This window comes from Dactylosporangium sp. NBC_01737 (assembly GCF_035963215.1).
In the GTDB taxonomy this organism is placed as follows: Bacteria; Actinomycetota; Actinomycetes; order Mycobacteriales; family Micromonosporaceae; genus Dactylosporangium.
The window spans coordinates 57924-77470 of the sequence record NZ_CP109153.1 but is presented as its reverse complement, the minus strand read 5'-3'; the positions used below and the strand labels follow the sequence as shown (position 1 = coordinate 77470).

Sequence of the window (19547 nt, the reverse complement as noted above, 5' to 3'; positions counted from 1 at the left end):
CGGCCGAGTCTATTCGCGCCGCGCCGTCCGCGGTCCGGCGTCGCCGGCGGTATCACCGAACGCAACCGTTCGGCTACTGGTGTCGGCGGGGGTGCCCGAGCAGACTTCGCCGGGTGACGTATCCGCCGTTCAACCAGCCGAATCCGCGTTCCGGCCGAGGCTGGTTCATCGTGCTCGGCGCCGTGGTCCTCGGCGTCTTCGTGTTCTGCGGCATCGTCGTGGCCGCGGCCGGTGGCAAGGACCCGGACGGCACCCGTGACGTGGCCCGCACCGGCGCGCTCACGATGCCCCAGACCACCGCCGTCACCACCCCGACGGTGACGGAGCCGGCCGCCGCGACACCGACGACGACCACAGCGCCGCCGGTCACGACGGCGGCGGCAACACCGGCGCCGACCACGAAAGCGCCGACCACGAAGACGCCGACCACCAGGCCACCGGCGACCAGGCCGCCGACGAAGCAGCCGACCACCAGGCCCCCGGCGGGCAACTGCAACCCGAACTACTCCCCGTGCGTGCCGAACGACCCGGTGGACGTGGACTGCAAGGGCGGCAGCGGCAACGGCCCGTCATACGTGCAGGGGCCGGTCAGGGTCACGGGCACCGACGTCTACGGTCTCGACACCGATGACGACGGCATCGGTTGCGAGTAAAGGCGTCAGGGGGTTTCGAGGTACCGCAGCATCTGCTGGATCTCGGCGGTGCGGGAGTCGGTGATGCGCCTGGCGAGGTCCAGGGCGCCGGGGTTGACGCCGGAGCCGGTCTCCATGCGGGCGATCTCGACGGCGTTGTGCTGGTGGGCGACGAGCATGTTGAGGAAGCGCTGCTCGAACTGCGCGCCGTCGTAGGTGGCCAGGGCGGCGATGTCGTCGGCGTTCGTGCCGTGGGCACCGCCGTGGCCGGCGTGCGCGTCGGCGGGCGCGGTCGGCGGCTGGTTCCAGGACTCCAGCCAGACCTGCATGGTCTTCGCCTCGTCCGCCTCGGTGACGTCGATGGCGGCGGCGAGGGTGCGCACGTCCTCGCGGACGCTCTTCGTGGCCGCCAGGCGGACCATCTCGATCGCCTGGGCGTGGTGGGCGACCATCATCTGGGCGAACATGACGTCGGTGTCGTTGTAGACCTTGCCCGTGGCGGCGGCCTGTGGGGCCGGCTGCGCCGGGGCGGCGGCGCAGCCGGCGAGGAGCAACACCGAGACGAGCACCAGCAGGGATCGCACCCGGACTCCTCCGCAGGACGAAAGTGGACGAAGGTGCCCGGCCGTGCCGGGCACCCTCGAAGCCGAACTAGACCCGCAGCCAGAGCGCCGGGACGTTGGGCGGTTCCCAACCGGCGATGGCGGTGTGTGCCTGGCGGCACTGGTACGTGACGCCGCCGTACGTGACGCGGTCGCCGACCTTGTACGCGGTGCCGGCCTTCCACGTGCCGCCGGCCGGAGGCGTGGTGGCGGTCGGGGTCGGCGTGGGTGTCGGGTTGGTGGTCGGCGTCGGGGAGGGCTGCGTCGGCGTCGGCGTCGGGTTGCCGCCGCCGACCTGCAGGTCGACGCAGGAGTAGAAGGCGTTGCCCGTGTCGGCGATGTTCCACCGCGCGAGGACCAGGATCCGGCCGGTACGCCCGCCGAGGCTCACCGTGTGCGAGACCGTGGCGCCGGGCTGGCGGCCGCCGTCGTCGATGACGGCGATGCGGGTGCTGCCGACGAAGTACTCCCACGTGCTGGTGCTGTGCCGGGCGGTGAGCACCCAGTTGAACGTGACGGAGTTGCCGACGGCCGTCGCCGGCCAGCCCTTGTTCGGGTCGTCGAGCTGCGCGAACCGGCTGTTGCCGCCGCTGCAGCTCATCAGGCCCTTGGGGCCCTCGACGCTCTGCGGCTCGTAGACGATCTCGCCGCAGTTGGCGACGCGCCCCTGGGCGCACATCGCCTGGCGGCTGGCTGGTGAGGAGATGTACCCGTGCGCTGCGGCCGGCTGTGCGGAGACGAGTAGTGATGTTGCGATGGCGGCGAGCGCCAGCGGTACCAGCGCGATCGTTCTTCGCATCGATCGCTCCCTTCGTGCAGTGGGGGTGATGCCGCCAATGTAAAGGAAGGATTGTTAACAGTAAATAACCTTTATGGAAATCGGTCGATAGAGCGCTCTCACTTAAGGTAGGGTCCAGCCCCCATTAAGGAGTGACCAGCGCCAGCAGGCTGCGCACCACGGGGTTCGTGTTGCGCGCCGCCCAGGCCAGCCCGATGTCGACCGTCGGCGGCGCCCCGGTGAACCGGCGCAGCACCACCCCCGGCATCCGCAGCGCCCTCGCCCGCCCCTCCGGCACCGCCGCCACCACGCCGCCGGCCGCGACCGCCCGCAGCAGCTGCTCGTCGTCGGGCTCGTGCCGCACCGGTTCGAAGCCGCCGCCCGGCCACACCTGCGCCACGATCCGGTCGAACATGCCGGGGCCGTTGCCCCGCGGCCACATCACCGCCGGCTCGCCCTTCAGCAGCTCCCGGGGCACCCGCCGGCGGGCCGCCAGCCGGTGGCCGGCGGGCAGCGCGAGCAGCAGCTCCTCCGTGTCGACCAGCAGCCACCGGATGCCCTCGTCGTCGACCGGCGGCCGCACGAACGCCGCGTCGTAGCGCCCCGCGAGCAGCCCGGCCACGTTGGGCGCCGTCCAGCCGGTCTCCGGCACCACCTCCACGAGCGGGTGCGCGGCGCGGAAGCGTTCGACGAGGTCGTCGACCCGCCCGCCGCGGGCCGACCGCGTGTACGCCAGCCGCAGCCGCCCGCCCTGCCCGAGCACCGCCGCCGCGATCCGCTGCTCGGCGCCGGCGGCCTGGGCGAGCAGCGCGGCGGCCTCCGCCGCGACGACCACGCCGACCGGGGTGAGGACGCAGCCGCCACGTCCCCGCTCGACGAGCCGGGCGCCGACCTCCCGCTCGAGCGCCTTCACCTGCTGGCTGAGCGCCGGCTGGGCGATGCGCAGCCGGGCCGCCGCCCTCGTGAAGTGCAGCTCCTCGGCGAGGACCATGAAGTACCGCAGCCGCCGCAGTTCCATAAGTCAGGCTTATCATGACGCAGCCAACCGGTCTTTGACGCCGCCTGCCGGGCCTGGTTCGGTGAGCCGTATGAGCGCGAACGTGACCGTCGTCGGCGCGGGGATCAGTGGACTCACCTGCGCGGTCCTGCTGCAGGAGCACGGGCACGCGGTGACGGTCGTGACCGCCGACGAGCCCGCCGGCACGGTCTCACGGCTCGCCGCCGCCGTCTGGTACCCCACCCGCACCGCCGCCGACCCGCGCGTCCTGTCCTGGGCCCGGCGCACCTACGACGAGCTGACGGCACAGGCGGCCGCGGGGGTGCCGGGGGTGGTCCCCCGGCCGACCCGCATGATCCTGCGGGGGACGCACGGCACGCCGTGGTGGGCGGCCGCGGTGCCGGACTTCGCCGAGGGGCGCGACGAGTGGCGGTTCACCGTGCCGTCGGTGGAGATGGAGGTGTACCTGCCGTGGCTGCTGGACCGGTTCGGGACCGCGGGCGGGCGGCTGGTGCGGCACCGGCTCGCGCGGCTGGCCGACGCGCCAGAGGCCGCCGGCGGCGCGGACGTCGTGGTCAACGCGAGCGGCCTCGCGGCGCGGGACCTGGCGGACGACCCGGCCGTGCATCCCGCGCGCGGCCAGGTCGTCGGCGTCGCCAACCCGGGGCTCGTCACCTCGGTGCGTGACGAGGACCACCCTGCGGGTATGACGTACATCCATCCCCGCAGTCGCGACGTGGTCCTCGGCGGCACCTTCCAGCCCGGCGACTGGGACACCACGGTCGACCCGGCCACCACGGCGGCCATCCTCTCCCGCTGCGCCGAACTGGTCCCGGAGCTGGCCGGAGCCCCTGTGCTGTGGCAGTCGGCCGGGCTGCGACCCGCCAGGCACGGCGGCGCGCGGGTCGAGCTCGACCCCGTCGCGCTGCCCGGCGGCGCCCGCGTCGTGCACGACTACGGCCACGGCGGCGCCGGCGTCACCCTCGCCTGGGGCTGCGCCGAGGAGGTCCTCACCCTGACCGGTGGCGCGGCAGGCGCATGATCGAAGCATGATTCGCTTCATCCTGAACGTGCTGTGGCTGATCTTCGGGGGCGGGTTCCTGTTGTTCGTGGGCTACGCCTTCGCCGCGGTGATCTGTTTCGTGCTGGTCATCACGATCCCGTTCGCCGTGGCGTCGTGGCGGCTCGCCGTCTATTCACTGTGGCCGTTCGGGCGCACGGTGCAGGCCAAGCCCGACGCCGGCGTGGCGACCGGCGTGGCCAACATCCTCTGGGTGGTGCTCGCCGGCTGGTGGCTGGCGCTGAGCCACATCGTCGCCGGCATCGCGCTGTGCGTCTCGATCATCGGGATCCCGTTCGGCATCGCCAACTTCAAGCTCGTGCCGGCCGCGTTCTGGCCGCTGGGCCGCGAGGTCGTCGACCTGTAGCACGCCCCGGCCGGGGACCTGGGTGGCGTCACCCAGGTCCCCGGTGGGTCAGCCGATCAGGATCCTGGCCATCACCACGGTGTCGGTGCCGTCGCGGCCGACGGTCACGCCGACGGCCTTCGCCGGGGCGGCGTCGCCGCGCTCACCGTCGAGGTAGAACGCCGCCGTGGCCCCGGGGACGCCGCCGGTGGTCGCGGCCTTGAAGCGCGGGCTGTCGGCGAGCGTGCCCTTGCCGGCCGCGTACGTCTTCGTCCGCAGGATCACGTGCTCCTCGCGCACCTCGCAGACGGTCCCGCCGGCCTTCAGCAACCCGGCCAGGTCGGTCTGCAGCTGCTTGGCCGTCGCGGCGTCGGCGAGCCGCAGGTCGATCAGGAGGGGGCCGCCGGGGGCGTCGTCCGGTCCGGCCGGCCCGGCCACGGTGAACGACACCGACGCCGCCCCGGTCAGTGCCTTGGTGAGCGCCTCGGAACCCTTCCGCAACGCCTCGGTCCCCGCCGTGGCCGCGCCGGGCGGCAGGATCCGCCTGACGGTGCCCCCGGCGAGCACCTCCGGGTGCTCCTCAAGGTACTTGTGCAGTGACTCCGGGTCCGTCGGGTCCACGTCCGGCGGCAGCTCGATCGCGGTGTCGGGGTCGAAGCCCGGCGGTGGCGCGTCCAGCTCGACGTCACCGGGGGTGACGGCGCCGCCGAGGAACACCAGCGGGAACAGCGACGAGGTCAGCAGGAACTCGGATCCGCCGAGGACCGTCAGATCGCCGAGGGGTCCCGCGGCGACTCCGGCCGCGGTCGCGTCGGCGGCGAGCGCACCCAGCTGCGCGAGGGCGTCCGTGCCGGTGGCGGCGCCGGTCAGCGGCAGGCCCGCCGCGCCCGACACCCGGGCCCGGATCTCGATGCCGTCGTCGGCGGCCTGGACCCCGACGACGAGCGTGCCCTTGACGTCGGGCAACGGGATCGGGCCGGCCTCGTCGCCCAGGTCCTCCTCCTCCAGCGCGGTGGCGACGACAGCCTGCTGCAGCACGGTGGCGCGGGCCAGGTCGGCCCAGGCGAGGCCGGGCTGCCCGGCGGGGAGCTTCGCCACCGCGGAGGTGAACGCGGGCTCCTTCGACAGCGGGGCCTTCTTCGCGGCGGCGGCCGCCGCGGTGGCGACCCGCTGGAGATCCTTGCCGCCGAACGCGAGCAGGACGCTGCCGTCGCCGGCGACGAAGCCGATGCTGTCGGTGCCGGCCCTGCGCTGGGCCGCGTCGAGCGCCGTGCGGGCCTTCTTGTCGTCGCGGGAGGACAGCACGGCGAGCGTGACGGCCTTGCCGTCGCGGTCCGGGTCGGCCCACAGGGCGACGCCGGCCCGGTCGTCGAACCAGGAGGCGACGTCGTCGTAGCGGATCGGCGCGCCGAGGTCGGCGAAGATGTCGCGCTTCGTGTCGTCGAACGACTTCGAGCCGCCGCCGGCCTTGCGCAGCAGGGCCTCGACCTTGACCCGCTGCCCGATGCCAGGGGCGAGGTCGATGCGGGCGAACGCGGCGACCGAGCCGGGGACCAGGTCCTCCGGCAGCGTGCCGACCGGGCCGTTCCACATCCGGGCCAGGGCGAACGCGCCGCCGCCGAGCAGGACCACCACGACCACCGCGACGGCGGTCAGCACGGCGGCGAGCGGGCGCCGCGACCGTGGCGGCGACTCGATCACGTCACCCACCACCGCGGGCTCCGCCACCGGTGGATCGTCCTCGATGGACGGTGCGGCGGGTTCCGGTAATGACGCCGGTTCTGACTCCTGTGTGCCGGAGTCGTCTGCCGGCTGGATGTTTTCGGACATGATTGACGGTCCTCCCCCGTGGATGCTGGCGGCATCCTAGCGGGGCAGGACCGGTTTCAGGCGTCCCTGGTCTTGAACAGGTACCCGGCCACGGCGAGCAGCAGCACCGTCCAGCCGGCGAAGACCCCGAGCCCCTGCCACTGCGTGAGCAGCGAGTCCGGCGGCAGCGACGGCTTGAACACCAGCTGCCCCGCGTTCGTGGGCATCCACGCGTGCACGTGGTCGCCCCAGCTGCCGGGCAGCAGGATCGTCAGGTTCGACACGATGAGGATCAGGCCGAGCACGCCGGTGATGGCGCCCGCGGTGTGCCGCACGATCGCGCCGAACGCCAGCGAGAACAGGCCCAGCACCGTCAGGAACAGGCCCGCGCCGAACACCGACCGGGCGATGCCGGGGTCGCCGAGCTCGACCGGGATGTGCTCGGACATGACCCAGCGACCGGCGAAGAACGCGGCGAAGCTCAGCAGTTCCCCCACCACGAACATCAGCACCGCGAACACCACGACCTTCGCGCCCAGCACCTGCAGCCGCCGCGGCTGCGCCTGCAACGTCGAGCGGATCATGCCGGTCGTGTACTCGGCGGAGACCACCATGACCCCGAGCACCGCGACGATGAGCTGCGAGATGAAGACCGGCTGGTCGATGATGATCTGCATCGGCTCCGCCGCCATGATCGCCTGATCCTCCGGCGAGAACGTGCCCCACTGGCGCATGATGACCCAGGCGATGAACGACATCAGCCCGACCGAGATCGCCGCCATCGCCGCAAGGGACCAGGTCGTGGAGCGCACGCTCCGCAGCTTCGTCCACTCCGAGCGCAGCAGGCCGTCGAAGCCGGCCCGGCGGGTGACCGGACGTCCGGCCGTGAGCGTGGTCATCGGTTCTCCAGAGTGCCGTGGTATTCGACGCTGTCCTTGGTGAGCTCCATGAACGCCTGCTCCAGCGACGCCTGCAGCGGCGCCAGCTCGTGCAGGCGCAGCCCGTTGTCGTGGGCGAGGTCCCCGATGCGACGCATCGGCAGCTCCGTCACCAGCAACGCGCCGTCCGGTTCGGTGGCCACGGTGCCGCCTGATGCCCGTACCAACGCCGCCAACGCGTCGGCATCGGGTGTGCGGACCCGGGTCGCCAGCACCGAGTTGCCCTCGATGAACTCCCGCACCGTGCAGTCGGCGATCATCCGTCCCCGCCCGATGACCAGGAGGTGATCGGCGGTGTGTTCCATCTCCGACATGAGGTGGCTCGACACGAACACCGTGCGCCCCTCGGCCGCGAGGGACTTCATCAGGTTGCGGATCCACAGGATGCCCTCGGGGTCGAGGCCGTTGACCGGCTCGTCGAACATGAGGATCTTCGGGTCGCCGAGCAGGGCCGTGGCGATGCCGAGCCGCTGCCCCATGCCGAGGGAGAACCCCTTCGACCGCTTCCGCGCGACCGCGCTCAGCCCGACGACGTCGAGCACCTCGTCGACCCGGCGCCGCGGCAGGTTGTTGGTCTGCGCGAGGCACAGCAGGTGGTGGTACGCGCTGCGCCCGCCGTGGATCGCCTTCGCGTCCAGCAGCGCCCCGACCTCGAGCATCGGGTTGTCCAGCCGCGAGAACGGCCGCCCGTTCACCGTCACCCGCCCGCTGGTGGGCGCGTCCAGCCCGAGGATCATCCGCATGGTCGTGGACTTTCCGGCGCCGTTCGGCCCCAGGAACCCCGTCACCTGTCCCGGCCGCACCGTGAACGACAACTGGTCCACGGCGACGCGGTCGCCGTACCGCTTGGTGAGGCCGACAGCCTCGATCATCTCGGTTTCCCTCCGCTCCCGGCGCCCTGGCACCGATCAGCGGCAAGCTATCCAACCCTTGCTGTGGCGAGCCTAAGAAGACCTGTGCCCGCACTCAGCTTCAGCACCGGGCTGGGACGGCGGGGGTGGCCCGGGTCCCAGCCCGCGGGGCGGCTACAGCTGGAAGGCGATGCCCAGGAGGGCGGCGATGAGCATGAAGATGCCGAGGATCATGCTCATGCAGCCGCCACGACCGCCGCCGGTCGGCGCGGGATCGGCCGGCACGGTCGGCGCCGTGGGTGGCACCGGGCGCTGGGGGCCGTCGGGGCTGGGGGAGCCGGGACCCCTCGTGGGCTTGTCCGGGGCGCCCGACGGGGCCTGGCCCACGCCGGACGCCTCGCCCTCGGGGGTTTCGGGGGCCTCGGAGACGCCTTCGTCGATCGGGTCGGGCGTGGCAGGGGTGGATTCAGGCACTGGCGTTCCTCCAGTCAGGCGTGCTCGATGTGCCGCACGCTACAGGCCCGAGAGGCGTTGTCCAGCGCGGACCACGGCCATGGCATGGCGGTCGCCGGGGCGGCGGCCGAGGCGCTCGATGGGGCCCGAGACGCTGATGGCGGCGATGACGCGGCCGGTGCGGTCGCGGATGGGTGCGGAGACGCTGGCCACGCCGGCCTCGCGCTCCGCGACGCTCTGGGCCCAGCCGCGGCGGCGGACCTCGGCGAGGGTGCGGCCGGTGAACTTGCAGCGGGGCAGCAGCGGCATGACGGCCTCCGGGGGCTCCCACGCGAGAAGCACCTGGGCGGCGGAGCCGGCGGTCATCGGCAGCACCGAGCCGATCGGGACCGTGTCGCGCAGGCCGCTGGCGCGCTCGGCGGCGGCCACGCAGAGCCGCTCGTCGGCGCGGCGGAGGTAGAGCTGCGCGCTCTCGCCGGTGGCGTCGCGCAGCGCGGTGAGCATCGGCTCGGCCGCGGTCAGGAGAACGTCGGGTGCCGCGTTGGCGAGTTCGCCCAGGCGCGGGCCCGGCCGCCAGCGTCCTTGCGCGTCACGAACGAGCAATCGGTGGATTTCCAGGGCCTGTGCGAGCCGGTGCGCCGTTGCCCGGGGAAGCTTGGTCCGGTCCACCAGTTCGGCCAGGCTGGCGCCGTCGACACAGGCGGCCAGGATGACCACCGCCTTGTCGAGCACGCCAACACCGCTCATACTGTGTCCCACAGACCGAAACATACCTCCCAAACTTTAGGATGTCCAGATGGTGGGAGAAGCACAACAGCCGCGGACGCTCGCAGAGAAGGTGTGGGACGCGCACGTCGTCCGTGCCGCCGACGGCGAGCCGGACCTGCTCTACATCGACCTGCACCTGGTGCACGAGGTGACCAGCCCGCAGGCGTTCGACGGGCTGCGCCTGAGCGGCCGGCCGGTGCGCCGTCCCGAGCTGACGATCGCGACCGAGGACCACAACACGCCGACCGACAACCTGCTGACGATCAGCGACCCGGTGTCACGCACCCAGATCGAGACGCTGCGCCGCAACTGCGACGAGTTCGGCGTGCGCCGCCACTCGCTCGGCGACTCGCAGCAGGGTGTGGTCCACGTCATGGGACCGCAGCTGGGCCTGACCCAGCCGGGCATGACGATCGTGTGCGGCGACTCGCACACCTCCACGCACGGCGCGTTCGGCGCGCTCGCGTTCGGCATCGGCACCAGTGAGGTCGAGCACGTCCTGGCGACCCAGACGCTGCCGCAGCCGCATCTCAAGACGATGGCGGTCAACGTCGTCGGCGAGCTCGCCCCGGGCGTCACGGCCAAGGACCTGGTGCTGGCGCTCATCACCCAGGTCGGCACCGGCGGCGGCCGCGGCCACGTCGTGGAATACCGCGGACCCGCCATCGAGAAGCTGTCGATGGAGGGCCGGATGACGGTCTCCAACATGTCGATCGAGTGGGGCGCCAAGGCCGGCATGATCGCGCCGGACGAGACCACGTTCGCCTACGTCGAGGGCCGCGAGTACGCGCCGAAGGGTGAGGCCTGGGACCGCGCGAAGGCGTACTGGAGCTCGCTGCGCACCGACGAGGGCGCGAAGTTCGACACCGAGGTCACGCTCGACGTCACCCACCTCACCCCGTTCGTCACCTGGGGCACCAACCCCGGCCAGGGCGCGCCGCTGGGCGCGAGCGTGCCGGACCCGGCCGACTTCGCCGAGGACGCCGACCGCGTCGCCGCGCAGAAGGCGCTGGAATACATGGCGCTGACGCCGGGCACGCCGCTGCGGGACGTCGCCGTCGACGTGGTCTTCCTCGGTTCGTGCACGAACGGCCGGCTGGAGGACCTGCGGGCCGCCGCCGACGTGCTGCGCGGGCGCAAGGTCGCCGACTCCGTGCGCATGCTCGTCGTGCCCGGATCCGCGTCGGTCCGCGCCGCCGCCGAGGAGGAGGGGCTCAACGAGGTCTTCACCGCGGCCGGCGCCGAGTGGCGTTTCGCGGGCTGTTCGATGTGCCTGGGCATGAACCCGGACACGCTGAAGCCGGGCGAGCGCTCCGCGTCCACGTCCAACCGCAACTTCGAGGGCCGGCAGGGCCGTGGCGGACGCACCCACCTGGTGTCGCCGCAGGTCGCCGCCGCCACCGCCGTCGTCGGCCGCCTCGCGGCCCCCGCGGACCTGAACTAGCCGAAGCCGAAGCGAAGACAGGCAGAATCTGACATGGAGAAGTTCACCGTCCACACCGGCACGGCCGTCCCGCTGCGCCGGTCCAACGTGGACACCGACCAGATCATCCCCGCCGTGTATCTCAAGCGCGTCACCCGCACCGGGTTCGAGGACGGGTTGTTCAACGCGTGGCGCTCGGATCCCGCATTCGTGCTCAACAATCCCGCCTACGCGGGTGCCTCGGTCCTCGTCGCCGGACCCGACTTCGGCACCGGATCGTCGCGTGAGCACGCCGTGTGGGCGTTGCAGAACTACGGCTTCAAGGCGGTCGTCGCCCCACGTTTCGGCGACATCTTCCGGGGAAACGCGCTCAAGGCCGGGCTCCTGCCCATCGAGTTGGACCTCAAAGTCGTCGAGGAACTCTGGGCCGCGATCGAAGCGGATCCGCAGTTGTCGGTAACGGTCGATCTGCAGGATCGCCAGTTGCGTGCGGGGGGCCGCGAATGGGCCTTCCCGATCGACGATTTCAGCCGTTGGCGCCTGCTGGAGGGCCTGGACGACATCGGTCTGACGCTGCGCCACGAGGAGTCCATCACGGCCTTCGAACAAGGCCGTCCGGAGTGGACACCCGTCGTTCACTAGGCACTAGCTGGCCGTCTCGATGGGCCTCCAGCCGGATCCGTTGCTCCACAACGATTTCTTTTCCGTCATATGTTTGTATCCTGTGTGCGTTGGGATACCTTGCCCACAGGGACTTCATTTCTGGTACGGGAGGAAACAACGTGAACAAGGCCGAGCTCATCGAGGCGCTCAGCGCTCGCCTGGGCGACAAGAAGTCGGCAAACGCGGCGCTGGACGCGGTGCTGGCCGAGATCCAGACCGCCGTGACCAAGGGCGACAAGGTCGCCATCACTGGTTTCGGGGTCTTCGAGAAGCGCGTCCGCGGTGCGAGAACCGCGCGCAACCCCCGCACCGGTGAGGCCGTCAAGGTGAAGAAGACGTCGGTGCCCGCGTTCCGGGCCGGCGCCAGCTTCCGCGAGATGGTCGCCGCCGGCAAGGTGCCGAAGGTCGCGCCGGCCAAGAAGGCCGCCGCCACCAAGACCACCGCCGCGAAGGCGACGACGGCCAAGGCCACCACGGCGAAGGCGACCACGGCCAAGGCCACCACGGCCAAGGCCACGACCGCCAAGGCCACCACGGCGAAGGCCGCTCCGGCCAAGGCCGCCACCAAGGCGACCGCCGCGAAGACGACGGCGAAGGCCGCTCCGGCCAAGGCCGCCGCGACCAAGGCCGCCCCCGCCAAGAAGGCCACCACCAAGGCCACGAAGGCGGCCGTGTCGACGACCGCGCGCAAGACCACGACGGCGTCCACCGCGACGGCCGCCAAGAAGGCGCCCGCCAAGAAGGCCGCCACCGCCAAGTGACCCGGCCGCAAGGCCGGTAAGGCAACGGAAAAGGGGCGGCGCCGCGATGACTCGCGGCGCCGCCCCTTCCGTTTGGCTCAGACGGTCAGCGGGCGCAGCGGATCCCAGCCGAGGAGCCGGTCGCCGCTGAAGGCGAGGATCCACCCGCTGCCCTTGCGGGTGTGGAAGTCCACATTGGTGCGGCCGGTCAATGCGACCAGCAGCGGCGGCATCAGCTTGCCCTGGCTGCACACGACGCTCGTGCCGCCCCGCGACGCCAGGCCGCGCAGGGCGTCCGCGGCGACGGCGGGCGGCTGCCCCTCGTCGAAGGCGGCGTCCAGGTCGAACGGCAGCCCCAGCGGCTCCACCGTCTGCCGGCATCGCAGGGGGGTGGCCGACACCACCCACTCGGGCCGCAGGAGCCGCAGGAGGCCGCTGAGCGCCTCCGCGTCGCGTTCGCCGGCGGCGTCCAGCGGCCGCGCCTCGTCCGGGCCGGCCCATTCCTTGCGCTTGCCGGCGCGGGCGTGGCGCACCAGCGCCACCACCGAGGTCACCGGCGGCAGGTCCAGGAACGCCTTCACCACGCCCCGGTCGTGCGCATAGCTCAGCAACGCGGGCGCCTGCGCCGCCGGCACCCAGCGCGCCTCCTCGATCTCGTCGTCGGCCGGCCGCTGCTGCCACACCAGGGCCCGCATCGACCAGAACTCGACGGTCTTCTCCACGCCCGGGGCGCCGGTCAGGTACCGGATCGAGGGCAGCCGCGCCTGCGGGACGCCGTGCACGAGGGTCTCCTCGTGCACCTCCCGCACCGCCGCCGCCAGCTCGTGCTCGCCGGGGTCGACCTTGCCCTTGGGCAGGGACCAGTCGTCGTACCGCGGGCGGTGCACCAGCACGATCTCGACACCGTCCGCCGCCGGGCGCCACACCACCCCGCCCGCCGCACGGACGACCGTGTTCACTTCAGCCATGCTGTGGTGTTCTCCTCGCCGACCACGGCCCACACCGCCGGGAACGCTGCCCGCGCCCGGGTGACCGCCGCCCGCTCCCGCTCGAACAGTCTGCCCGCGGTGACGGCCAGACGGTGGTCGCCACGGTCGAGGAATCTCGCGACGAACAGCCACGTGTCGGCGGCGGTCGCGGCGTCCTGGTGCTCGCCGAGGACCTTCTGCGCCTTCGCGATCCGCTTCGCCAGCACGGCCGCCTCCGGTCCGACGATCCAGGCGACGGCGTCGGCGGCGTACCGGGCGCGCTTGGCCAGCTTCCGGACCTCGTGCCAGTCGTCGTCGGGCAGGTCCGGCCGCAGCGCCTCCGCACCGGCCACGAGCTGCCGCCACGGCTTGCGCACCAGCCCCGGCAGCACGCGGGCGGCCGGGGACGCGTGGCGCCCGGCGAGCCGGGGCGGGCGCACCAGCGCGTCGAGGAGCGGCACGTACCGCGGGGACCGCAGCGCCTCGTCGAGGGCCGACAGCGCCGTGTCCTGCCGGCCGGCGAGCGCGGCGTCGATGCGGCCGACGGCGTCGGCGTCCACCGGCACCAGGGGATCGGCGGCGGCGGTGACGTGCAGCCGGGCCCGCAGTACCTCGACGTCCCTGGCGCCGCCGAGCGCGCCGGCCAGCCGGCCCAGCTCCGCCCGCAGCGGCCGGCTCCAGGCGGGGTCGAGCAGCGCCTGGAACGTCTGCAGGTCGCTGCGCAGCCGCCGGGTGCCGACCCGCATCTGGTGCACCGGGGTGTCGCCGTTGGGCATCGTCTCGCGCAGCCGGGCGAAGGCGTCGTGCCGCAGGATCCGCGCGACCCCGGCCCGCAGCGTCCCGGCGACCACCGCGCCGGCACTGCCGTCGTCGGCGCCGCCGTCCGCAATGCCCGAGAGGTCGGTGGCAGCGGCGCCCGCGGCGCTGAGCTGGTCCGCGATACGGGTGAGGTCCCCGGGCGCGCCGTCCACCAGCGACACCTCCACGCTGCGAGGACGTCGACCGGTCCCGCGCGCTGACAGGACGCGGACCTCGGCCTGTACACCACCCGCCGCGGAAAGCACGTGGACGGCCTGGCGGACCGCCCGGACCGCGGCGAGGTCCGAGCCCCGGGCGAACGCGGTCACGGCGTCGCGCAGGTCCGGTGGGACGACCCCGGCGCCGGCGGCCGGGCGGCACAGCTCGTGCCCGCGCCCCGGCAGCAGCAGCGACCAGGTGCCGTCGTGGTGCTGGCGCAGCGACACCCCGGCGTGCGCGAGTGCGCCGTCCGGGGTGTCGTGGAGGGTGGCGTCGAGCGTGACCACGCCACCCGGTCCAGCCAGGTCTGGCAGTGTGAAGCCGTCCCCGACGAGGAATCTCACGCGTTCGGCTCCGCCCGGTCGACCATGCGGCGCAGGAGGGCCTCCTGCGGGTTGCGGCCCTGCCGCCGGTGCCAGGTGCCGTCGCCGGACAGCTCGAAGGCACCGGTCTCGTCGCTCATCATGAGCTTCAGCATCCGGTCGAGCTCGCCGGCCGCGGCCGGGTCGGTGACCTTGACCAGGGCCTCGACCCGCCGGTCGAGGTTGCGGTGCATGAGGTCCGCCGAGCCGATCCAGTACTCCGCCTCGGCGTCGCGGCCGAACCGGAACACCCGCGAGTGCTCCAGGAACCGTCCCAGCACCGAACGGACCCGGATGTTGTCCGACAGGCCCGGCACGCCGGGGCGCAGCGCGCAGATGCCGCGCACGATCAGGTCGACGCTCACCCCGGCCTGGCCGGCCCGGTAGAGCGAGTCGATGATCTCCTCGTCGACCAGCGAGTTCACCTTCAGCTGGATCAGGCCGCGCTCGCCGAGCGTGATCTCTCGGTCGATCCGGTCGATGATGCCGCGCCGCACCCCGTGCGGTGCGACCAGCAGCCGCCGGTAGGAGGTCTGGCGGCTGTACCCGGTGAGCACGTTGAACAGGTCGGTGAGGTCCGCGCCGACCTCCGGGTCCGCGGTCAGCAGGCCGTAGTCCTCGTACAGCCGGGCGGTCTTCGGGTGGTAGTTGCCGGTGCCGACATGGCAGTACCGCCGGATGTGGTTGCCCTCCTGGCGCACGACCAGCGCGGTCTTCGTGTGGGTCTTGAGCCCGACCAGGCCGTAGACGACGTGGCAGCCGGCCCGCTCCAGCGTCCTGGCCCAGCCGATGTTGGCCTTCTCGTCGAAGCGCGCCTTCACCTCGACCAGCACGACGACCTGCTTGCCGGCCTCGGCCGCGTCGACCAGGGCGTCCACGATCGGCGAGTCGCCGCTGGTCCGGTAGAGCGTGAGCTTGATGGCCAGCACGTTGGGATCGGCCGCGGCCTGCTCGACGAAGCGCTGCACGCTGGTCGAGAAGGAGTGGTACGGGTGGTGCACCAGGATGTCGTGGTCCCGCAGCCGCGCGAACACGCTGCGTGGGGTCTCACCCTCGGCGAAGTGCGGGTGGGTCGCGGGCACGAACGGCGGGTCCTTCAGCGCCGGGCGGTCCACGCCGTTGTAGATCTCCCACAGGGCGGTGAGGTCCAGCAGGCCCGGCACCCGCAGCACGTCGTGCGAGTCCATGTCCAGCTCGCGGACCAGCAGCTCCAGCACGTGATCGGAGATCGAGGCGGCGACCTCCAGGCGCACCGGCGGGCCGAAGCGGCGCCGGGCCAGCTCCCGCTCCAGGGCCTGCAGCAGGTCCTCGTCGCGGTCCTCGTCGAGCTCGACCTCGGCGTTGCGGGTCACCCGGAACAGGTGGTGCTCGACCACCTGCATCCCGGAGAACAGCTGTCCCAGGTGCGCGGCGATCAGCTCCTCCACGGGCAGGAACCGCACCGTGCGCACGCCGTCGCGGGTGGTGCGGTCCAGCGCGTAGAAGCGCGGCACGTTGTTGGGCACCTTGATCCGGGCGAACAGCTCCGGGCCGCCGTCGCGCTCGCGGACCACGACCGCCAGGTTGAGCGACAGGCCGGAGATGTAGGGGAACGGGTGCGCCGGGTCGACCGCGAGGGGCGTCAGCACCGGGAAGATCTGCTCCCGGAACGCGGTGCGCATCCGCTCCCGCTCGGCCGGGTCGAGCTCGCTCCAGCGCACGATGTGGATGTGCTCCTCGGCCATCGCCGGGGCGATCTCCTCGGCGAACACCCGCGACTGGCGCGCGACGAGCGCGGTGGTGCGCTCCGCGATCTGCTCCAGCTGCTCCGTCGGCGGCAGGAACCCGGGGCGGCGCACCGGGATGCCGGTCTGCAGCCGCCGCTTCAGGCCCGCGACCCGGACCATGTAGAACTCGTCGAGGTTGCTGGCGAAGATGGCGAGGAACTTCGCCCGCTCCAGCAGCGGCGTCGCCGGGTCCTCCGCGAGGGTCAGGACCCGTGCGTTGAAGTCGAGCCAGGACAGCTCACGGTTGAGGTAACGGTCCTCGGGCAGCGGCTTCTCACTGGGTACGACCAGCGCGTCGTGCTCGGCGGACGGCTCCGCTGCGGGGGTCTTCTGGGTGGGGACCAGCGTGGTCTGCTCCGTCACCGTCTCGCTCATGGTGACCTCCTCGGGCTCGGCCTGGCTCGCTGTCTCTTCACCGGTTGCAGGTGCCGCGGCCTTCGTCGCCCGCCGGACACGTGGCGTCCCGCCCGCTGCCGGTGCGGCCCGCCGCGGTGCCGCCTTGCGCGGGGCGGCCTTGGGCGGCGCGCTCTGCGGGTCGGGGCGTTGTGCGGCGTTGCGGGGGCGGCTGCGACCGGTAGGCGTTTCGTCCACCGGATCATCATGGCCCGTTTGTGCCGGTCTGAACATGAACTTCCCGCTGCATGGCGGCTACGGCAAGGTCGGCAGTGTGACCTTCACGACGTTGCCGTCGGCGTCATGATCGATGCGGATCCGCTGGCCGAGCCGGAGGTGCCGCAGCCCCGAGGCGTCGAACGCGGCGGCCGGGAACTGCAGTTGCGCACCGTCGTCGAGCAGCACCGTCCCGGTGCGGGTGTCCTCGTCGAACGTCGCCACTGTCCCCTGCATCAGTCCACGCTACCGCGCGTCGATGCCTGGACGTGTTTCGCGTGACTGCGCCGGTGCGACATGTCTGTTACGCAAGGGTGCACAGGATCTCGCCGGTGTGCGTGCCGAGCCCGAGGCCGGCGGCGGCGTCGAGATCGGCGGCGGTGTCCACGTCGCGGCGCAGGCTCGGCCAGTCGCCGTCGAGCAGGACCGCGCCGGAGCGCAGGTGCGCCGCCGCGGAGCCGGGCCCGAAGTGCGGGTCGAGCGGCACCCCGGCGGGGGCGGCGAGCAGCACCGTGCCGCTGCCCTCCAGGTCCGGCACGAACGCGCGGCGGGCCAGGCCGGCCGCCTCGGCGAGGGCGAACGCCAGGTCGGCGGGGCGCATCGCCGGCAGGTCGGCGGTCAGCGCGACCACCGGGGCGCCGCCGGCGGCGCGGGCGCCGAAGGTCAGGGCCGCGTTGAGGCCGGCGGCCGGGGTGTCGGGCAGGCAGGTGGCGCCCGCGGCGATGAGCCCCGCCCGGACCAGCGGGTCGTCGCAGACCGCGACGACCCTGGCCACGGCCGGGCAGGCGAGCACCGCCGCGACCGTGTCACGGGCCATGGCCAGCACCAGCCCGCGATGCGACGGCTGCGGGACGGCGCCGCGCAGCCGCGTCTTCGCCGTGCTGAGCGGCTTGACCGGCACCACGGCCACCCAGGTGCTGAGCATGACCCATCCTGACACGGCGCCCGGGCGCCCGGCAGTGGCATGATTCGCAGCAGAACCGTGAGGGGAGGGTGAGATGACGCGCCGGAGGCTCGGCTTTTGGCGGCGTTTCGCCGTCGCGACCGTGAAGCCCGCGATGCGGGTGCTGACCCGCCGCACCTGGACGGGCATGGAGCACATCCCGGCCACGGGCGGGGTGATCATCGTGGTCAACCACATCTCCCACGCCGACCCCCTTGCGGTCGCGCACTACATCTACGACGCCGGGCGGTGGCCGTCGTTCCTGGCCAAGGCCAGCCTGTTCGGTGTGCCGGTGCTCGGCTACCTGCTGAGGGCCAACCACCAGATCCCGGTCCGCCGCGGGACCACCGACGCGGTGAAGGCGCTGGAGGCCGCACGGGCCGGCGTGCGCGACGGCGAGGCCGTGGTCATCTACCCCGAGGGCACCACCACCCGCGAGCCCGACCTGTGGCCGATGCGGGGCAAGACCGGCGCCGCGCGCCTCTGGCTGGACACCCGCGCGCCCATGATCCCGATCGTCATGTGGGGCCCCGAGCGGATCTACGACCCGCGCACCAGCAAGCTGCGGCTGCTGCCGCGCGCCGACGTGACGATCGTGGCGGGCGAGCCGATCGACCTGTCCGCCTGGGACGGCGCGCAGCCGAGCGCCCAGACGCTCAACGAGATCACCGACCACATCATGCTGCACCTCCGCGACATGCTCGTGGAGATCCGGGGCGGGACCCCGCCACCGTTGTGGACACCGCGCAAGACCCTGGCATGAGTGATACGGAGAGCACATGAGCATTCGACGCGCCGCCGTGCTCGGGGCCGGTTCGTGGGGCACGGTCTTCGCGAAGTTGCTCGCCGACGCGGGCACGCCCGAGGTGACGGTCTGGGCCCGCCGCTCCGACGTGGCCGAGGCGATCCGCGAGCGGCATGTGAACCCGGACTATCTGCCCAACACGTGGTTGCCCCCGGCGGTCACCGCGACCGGTGACGCCGCCGAGGCGATCGACGGCGCCGACCTGGTCGTGCTCGCCGTGCCGTCGCAGACGCTGCGCGACAACCTGGGCGCCTGGGCCGCGACGATCGGCTCCGACGCCACGCTCGTCAGCCTGATGAAGGGCATCGAGCTGGGCACGCTGAAGCGGATGAGCGAGGTGATCGTCGACTCCGCCGGGGTCGAGCCCGACCGCATCACCGTCGTCACCGGCCCCAACCTCGCCCCGGAGATCGCGGCCGAGCAGCCGGCGGCGACGGTCGTGGCGTGCACCGACATCCGCCGGGCCGAGCTCGTGCAGCGCGCGATCAGCACGCGGTACCTGCGGCCGTACACCAACGACGACGTCATCGGATGCGAGCTCGGCGGCGCGGTCAAGAACGCGATCGCACTCGCCTACGGCATGGCCTCGGCGCTGGGCTTCGGCGACAACACCCGGGCGACGCTGATCACCCGTGGCCTCGCGGAGACCACCCGCCTCGGCGGTGCGCTCGGCGCCAACCTGATGACGTTCGCCGGGCTGGCGGGCCTCGGCGACCTCGTCGCGACCTGCTCCTCGCCGCTGTCGCGCAACCGCACGTTCGGCGAGCACCTCGGCCGCGGCGAGACCCTGGAGCAGGCGCAGGCCGCGACCCGGCAGACCGCCGAGGGCGTCAAGAGCTGCCTGTCGATCCGCGACCTGGCGCACAGCGTCGGGGTGGAGATGCCGATCACCGAGCAGGTCGAGCTGGTCTGCCACGAGGGCGTCGACCCGCTCAAGGCGCTCGCCGCGCTGATGGCGCGCGAGACGAAGCCCGAGCGGCCCGGCGTGCCGTCGACGGGGGAGCATCAGTAGGGTTT

The 19547-nt window shown here is 72.6% G+C and carries 21 protein-coding genes; 8 read left to right on the top strand and 13 right to left on the bottom strand.

Annotated features, from left to right (window positions below; all coding sequences use genetic code 11):
* The first annotated feature begins 113 nt into the window (after positions 1–113).
* Complete coding sequence (locus OHA72_RS00425) at positions 114–653, top strand: hypothetical protein (protein ID WP_327005869.1); 540 nt, start codon at positions 114–116, stop codon at positions 651–653.
* 5 nt (positions 654–658) lie between these two features.
* Here the strand turns inward: OHA72_RS00425 and OHA72_RS00420 are convergent, their stop codons facing one another.
* The 3 genes from OHA72_RS00420 to OHA72_RS00410 all read right to left on the bottom strand — a co-directional run bounded on the left by OHA72_RS00420 (position 659) and on the right by OHA72_RS00410 (position 3030).
* Complete coding sequence (locus tag OHA72_RS00420; protein WP_327005868.1) at positions 659–1216, bottom strand: DUF305 domain-containing protein; 558 nt, start codon at positions 1214–1216, stop codon at positions 659–661.
* Between the two features lie 67 nt (positions 1217–1283).
* Entirely contained in the window at positions 1284–2033 is a 750-nt protein-coding gene (locus OHA72_RS00415; protein WP_327005867.1) for a lytic polysaccharide monooxygenase, read from the bottom strand.
* A 124-nt stretch (positions 2034–2157) separates the two neighbouring features.
* Positions 2158–3030 carry a LysR family transcriptional regulator gene (locus tag OHA72_RS00410; RefSeq protein ID WP_327005866.1) on the bottom strand — a complete coding sequence of 291 codons (873 nt, stop codon included), beginning with the start codon at positions 3028–3030 and terminating at the stop codon, positions 2158–2160.
* Positions 3031–3100: 70 nt separating this feature from the next.
* Between OHA72_RS00410 and OHA72_RS00405 the strand changes: the two genes are divergently transcribed.
* The gene (locus OHA72_RS00405; RefSeq protein WP_327005865.1) at positions 3101–4051 is read left to right on the top strand and encodes an FAD-dependent oxidoreductase; all 951 of its coding nucleotides are present in this window, start codon (positions 3101–3103) and stop codon (positions 4049–4051) included.
* A 7-nt stretch (positions 4052–4058) separates the two neighbouring features.
* Entirely contained in the window at positions 4059–4436 is a 378-nt protein-coding gene (locus tag OHA72_RS00400; protein ID WP_327005864.1) for a YccF domain-containing protein, read from the top strand.
* A 48-nt stretch (positions 4437–4484) separates the two neighbouring features.
* On the opposite strand, the gene OHA72_RS00395 is transcribed toward OHA72_RS00400, so the two are convergent.
* The 5 genes from OHA72_RS00395 to OHA72_RS00375 all read right to left on the bottom strand — a co-directional run bounded on the left by OHA72_RS00395 (position 4485) and on the right by OHA72_RS00375 (position 9213).
* Positions 4485–6143, bottom strand: coding sequence for a hypothetical protein (locus tag OHA72_RS00395; protein ID WP_327005863.1), 1659 nt, complete (start codon positions 6141–6143; stop codon positions 4485–4487).
* Positions 6144–6301: 158 nt separating this feature from the next.
* The gene (locus OHA72_RS00390) at positions 6302–7123 is read right to left on the bottom strand and encodes an ABC-2 transporter permease family protein (RefSeq protein ID WP_327005862.1); all 822 of its coding nucleotides are present in this window, start codon (positions 7121–7123) and stop codon (positions 6302–6304) included.
* Positions 7120–8034, bottom strand: a complete 915-nt coding sequence (locus OHA72_RS00385; protein ID WP_327005861.1) for an ABC transporter ATP-binding protein — start codon at positions 8032–8034, stop codon at positions 7120–7122. Before OHA72_RS00385 ends, OHA72_RS00390 begins: the two co-directional genes overlap by 4 nt.
* Before the next feature lie 153 nt (positions 8035–8187).
* The gene (locus tag OHA72_RS00380; protein ID WP_327005860.1) at positions 8188–8487 is read right to left on the bottom strand and encodes a hypothetical protein; all 300 of its coding nucleotides are present in this window, start codon (positions 8485–8487) and stop codon (positions 8188–8190) included.
* A gap of 39 nt (positions 8488–8526) precedes the next feature.
* Positions 8527–9213: an IclR family transcriptional regulator gene (locus tag OHA72_RS00375; protein ID WP_033357786.1), complete on the bottom strand. Its 687-nt coding sequence runs from the start codon at positions 9211–9213 to the stop codon at positions 8527–8529.
* 49 nt (positions 9214–9262) lie between these two features.
* On the opposite strand from OHA72_RS00375, the gene leuC reads away from it, so the two are divergent.
* From leuC to OHA72_RS00360, 3 genes are all read left to right on the top strand, one after another.
* A complete protein-coding gene (leuC, locus tag OHA72_RS00370; protein ID WP_327005859.1) occupies positions 9263–10678 on the top strand; it encodes a 3-isopropylmalate dehydratase large subunit in 1416 nt (471 codons plus the stop codon).
* Positions 10679–10711: 33 nt separating this feature from the next.
* Positions 10712–11299, top strand: a complete 588-nt coding sequence (gene leuD / locus OHA72_RS00365) for a 3-isopropylmalate dehydratase small subunit (protein ID WP_327005858.1) — start codon at positions 10712–10714, stop codon at positions 11297–11299.
* Positions 11300–11439: 140 nt separating this feature from the next.
* A complete protein-coding gene (locus tag OHA72_RS00360) occupies positions 11440–12081 on the top strand; it encodes an HU family DNA-binding protein (protein ID WP_327005857.1) in 642 nt (213 codons plus the stop codon).
* 77 nt (positions 12082–12158) lie between these two features.
* Here the strand turns inward: OHA72_RS00360 and OHA72_RS00355 are convergent, their stop codons facing one another.
* The 5 genes from OHA72_RS00355 to cofC all read right to left on the bottom strand — a co-directional run bounded on the left by OHA72_RS00355 (position 12159) and on the right by cofC (position 17707).
* Positions 12159–13028: an NUDIX hydrolase gene (locus OHA72_RS00355; RefSeq protein WP_327005856.1), complete on the bottom strand. Its 870-nt coding sequence runs from the start codon at positions 13026–13028 to the stop codon at positions 12159–12161.
* Complete coding sequence (locus OHA72_RS00350) at positions 13016–14389, bottom strand: CYTH and CHAD domain-containing protein (protein WP_327005855.1); 1374 nt, start codon at positions 14387–14389, stop codon at positions 13016–13018. Before OHA72_RS00350 ends, OHA72_RS00355 begins: the two co-directional genes overlap by 13 nt.
* Complete coding sequence (locus tag OHA72_RS00345) at positions 14386–16548, bottom strand: RNA degradosome polyphosphate kinase (protein WP_327011954.1); 2163 nt, start codon at positions 16546–16548, stop codon at positions 14386–14388. Before OHA72_RS00345 ends, OHA72_RS00350 begins: the two co-directional genes overlap by 4 nt.
* 273 nt (positions 16549–16821) lie before the next feature.
* Positions 16822–17019 carry a cold-shock protein gene (locus tag OHA72_RS00340; protein ID WP_327005854.1) on the bottom strand — a complete coding sequence of 66 codons (198 nt, stop codon included), beginning with the start codon at positions 17017–17019 and terminating at the stop codon, positions 16822–16824.
* Between the two features lie 67 nt (positions 17020–17086).
* Complete coding sequence (gene cofC, locus OHA72_RS00335; RefSeq protein WP_327005853.1) at positions 17087–17707, bottom strand: 2-phospho-L-lactate guanylyltransferase; 621 nt, start codon at positions 17705–17707, stop codon at positions 17087–17089.
* A gap of 73 nt (positions 17708–17780) precedes the next feature.
* On the opposite strand from cofC, the gene OHA72_RS00330 reads away from it, so the two are divergent.
* Positions 17781–18488: a lysophospholipid acyltransferase family protein gene (locus tag OHA72_RS00330; protein WP_327005852.1), complete on the top strand. Its 708-nt coding sequence runs from the start codon at positions 17781–17783 to the stop codon at positions 18486–18488.
* 16 nt (positions 18489–18504) lie between these two features.
* Entirely contained in the window at positions 18505–19542 is a 1038-nt protein-coding gene (locus tag OHA72_RS00325; RefSeq protein WP_327005851.1) for an NAD(P)H-dependent glycerol-3-phosphate dehydrogenase, read from the top strand.
* Positions 19543–19547 lie beyond the last annotated feature (5 nt).

Excerpts from the sequence above, each read along its gene's own strand:
- OHA72_RS00340 (WP_327005854.1), bottom strand. The coding sequence starts at position 17,019 with ATGCAGGGGACAGTGGCGACGTTCGACGAGGACACCCGCACCGGGACG.
- OHA72_RS00390 (WP_327005862.1), bottom strand. The coding sequence starts at position 7,123 with ATGACCACGCTCACGGCCGGACGTCCGGTCACCCGCCGGGCCGGCTTC.
- OHA72_RS00400 (WP_327005864.1), top strand. The coding sequence starts at position 4,059 with ATGATTCGCTTCATCCTGAACGTGCTGTGGCTGATCTTCGGGGGCGGG.
- OHA72_RS00415 (WP_327005867.1), bottom strand. The coding sequence starts at position 2,033 with ATGCGAAGAACGATCGCGCTGGTACCGCTGGCGCTCGCCGCCATCGCA.
- OHA72_RS00410 (WP_327005866.1), bottom strand. The coding sequence starts at position 3,030 with ATGGAACTGCGGCGGCTGCGGTACTTCATGGTCCTCGCCGAGGAGCTG.
- cofC (WP_327005853.1), bottom strand. The coding sequence starts at position 17,707 with ATGCTCAGCACCTGGGTGGCCGTGGTGCCGGTCAAGCCGCTCAGCACG.
- OHA72_RS00385 (WP_327005861.1), bottom strand. The coding sequence starts at position 8,034 with ATGATCGAGGCTGTCGGCCTCACCAAGCGGTACGGCGACCGCGTCGCC.
- OHA72_RS00375 (WP_033357786.1), bottom strand. The coding sequence starts at position 9,213 with ATGAGCGGTGTTGGCGTGCTCGACAAGGCGGTGGTCATCCTGGCCGCC.
- OHA72_RS00325 (WP_327005851.1), top strand. The coding sequence starts at position 18,505 with ATGAGCATTCGACGCGCCGCCGTGCTCGGGGCCGGTTCGTGGGGCACG.
- OHA72_RS00355 (WP_327005856.1), bottom strand. The coding sequence starts at position 13,028 with ATGGCTGAAGTGAACACGGTCGTCCGTGCGGCGGGCGGGGTGGTGTGG.
- OHA72_RS00345 (WP_327011954.1), bottom strand. The coding sequence starts at position 16,548 with ATGAGCGAGACGGTGACGGAGCAGACCACGCTGGTCCCCACCCAGAAG.
- OHA72_RS00330 (WP_327005852.1), top strand. The coding sequence starts at position 17,781 with ATGACGCGCCGGAGGCTCGGCTTTTGGCGGCGTTTCGCCGTCGCGACC.
- leuD (WP_327005858.1), top strand. The coding sequence starts at position 10,712 with ATGGAGAAGTTCACCGTCCACACCGGCACGGCCGTCCCGCTGCGCCGG.
- leuC (WP_327005859.1), top strand. The coding sequence starts at position 9,263 with ATGGTGGGAGAAGCACAACAGCCGCGGACGCTCGCAGAGAAGGTGTGG.
- OHA72_RS00405 (WP_327005865.1), top strand. The coding sequence starts at position 3,101 with ATGAGCGCGAACGTGACCGTCGTCGGCGCGGGGATCAGTGGACTCACC.